Source organism: Gordonia sp. (in: high G+C Gram-positive bacteria), assembly GCF_020438995.1.
Classification (GTDB): domain Bacteria; phylum Actinomycetota; class Actinomycetes; order Mycobacteriales; family Mycobacteriaceae; genus Gordonia.
In genome coordinates, this window is record NZ_JAGQTN010000323.1 from 1 (window position 1) to 1,975 (window position 1,975).

The 1,975-nt window shown below is 62.3% G+C and carries 2 protein-coding genes; both read right to left on the reverse strand.

Features of this window, described 5'->3' with window-relative positions; translation table 11 throughout:
• On the reverse strand, window positions 1-1,052 hold a 1,052-nt coding region (locus tag KDB67_RS22275; RefSeq protein ID WP_291020739.1), incomplete at its 3' end, for a type I restriction endonuclease.
• Between the two features lie 174 nt (window positions 1,053-1,226).
• Window positions 1,227-1,943 (reverse strand): DUF3800 domain-containing protein, encoded by a 717-nt coding sequence (locus tag KDB67_RS22280; protein ID WP_291020741.1) that lies wholly within the window; start codon window positions 1,941-1,943, stop codon window positions 1,227-1,229.
• Window positions 1,944-1,975 lie beyond the last annotated feature (32 nt).

Sequence of the window (1,975 nt, forward strand, 5' to 3'; positions counted from 1 at the left end):
ACCGAGTCGAACACCTTGGTGTTGTCCACCTGTAGCCGCGCCATCCGGTGCGCGGTCCACGCAATCGAATCGGTTTTTCCCGACCCGGCCGAATGCTGAATCAGGTACCGCCGCCCGACACCTTCGGCGGTGACAGCTGCGGTGAGTTCGGTGACCGCTTCCCACTGGTGAAACCGCGGGAACCGCAGCGTCGCCGTCTTGGTCGTCTTGCCGCTGATCGGGTCGGTACTCGACTCGTGCTTGATGTACATGAGCCGGCCCAGAATGTTGAGCCACGCATCACGCTGCAACACCCGTTCCCACAGATACGAGGATCGGGAACCGTTCGGGTTCAATAGGTTTCCTGCGCCGCCGTCCTCGGTGCCCCGGTTGAACGGGAGGAAGTGGGTCTTCTCACCGACGAGGTGGGTGGTCATCCACACTTCATCGTTGGAGACGGCGAAATGCACCAGCGCGCGGGCACCGGATAGGAACAGAGGTTGCACCAGCCCGGTCTTCGGATCTTTGGGCAGGCGGGTGGCGCGGTACTGAGTGATCGCGTCCGCAACCGACTGGGTGAAGTCGGTTTTGAGTTCGGCTGTGGCCACAGGCAGTCCGTTGACGAAGAACACCAGATCCACCGACCGGTTGTCGGCGGTGGAAAAGTGCACCTGCCGCATCACTCGCAGCCGCACCGCCGCATGATCGGTGTTGCGTTTGGCGTTCAGTGTCGACTCGGGCCGGAATACGCACATCGCGAACTTGCCCGACAGATGTGAGAACCCGTTGCGCAGCACGTTCAGGGTGCCGCCGCCGTTGGCCAACGGCAGATCAAGCACCTTCACGAGCCGGTCCAGCAGCTGGAGTTCCTGCTTGGCGACGTCCTTGGACCCCGGTTTGATGACCTTGTCCACCTGTTCGGGCTGGGTATCGCGCAGCCAGCCGAGCACGTCGGCAGGGAACAGGGCGCGTTCCTTGTCGTAGCCGGTGTCGTTCATCGAATACAGCCAGCCGTGCGCCGCGAGGTACTCGGCGAACTCCCGCTCGAACTCGATCTCGTTATGCTGCGCCACGGGAGTGACGCTAGTGCACGGGGCTAGGGTCGGTGCCAGTCGCCGGTAACACCGACACTGAGGCCGTCCACGTCCACGTCATTGACCGCTCCCCACGTGCTAGTATTGTCGTGCAGGCCGCAGTGATGCCGCCCGCATGGCCCTCAGCCCCGCCCCGTGCGGGGCTGTTGTGCATCACGGCCATCCGCCTGGACTATGTAGTTTTCCGGAGTCCTGCAACTTCGACCACAGCCTGTCCATCACTCGCTGCGCACGATGATCTGTCTCGCGGACCGTCTGGTATCGGCGGTAGGTGAACGCCAACATGTCCGCTGCCTGCAGCATCCGTGAGTGATGGCTCGGTGCGAAATGAACAGTGTCGAGGAGCGAAGGAAGGGTGGTGTGCCGGTGGACGCCGGGAGTTCCATCGGTTTGATAGACCGCGAATCGTTCGCGGTGGCGTTCGCGATCACCCCGTTCGTCAGCGATTACGAGCGCGTACGTCCCCTGCCTTGACGCGACATTCTCTACACGTTGCAGAATGTGCTGGAAGCAGACCTGCTCTGGTGGGAACCGGTCCGGGTAGCCACGCCGATCCTGTCGATCCCGCAGACGCTGCTCGCTGACGTGCCGCAGCAGCAGAGTGACATCGGCCCCCACGATAGCGTCGATGACCTTCTCGTGCAGGTTCGCCCGGGCACGTTGACCAACACCCTCCCACGCCTCTTTGCCATGAAACATAGGGTGAGCATGGAACTCGGTGGTCGCGGGTATTCCATAATCCTTGCTCGCCTGGATCATCAGTGCGTTGAGCTGGTCGGTGAGCTGCTTCGTTGCATTCTCATCCGCCAGGATCGCCCCGAAACAACGGAAGTCGCCGTGATCGGACTCATCGACGAATGCCAACAGCATCAGGACGCCTCCCGGACGTCGATCTGGCCGGT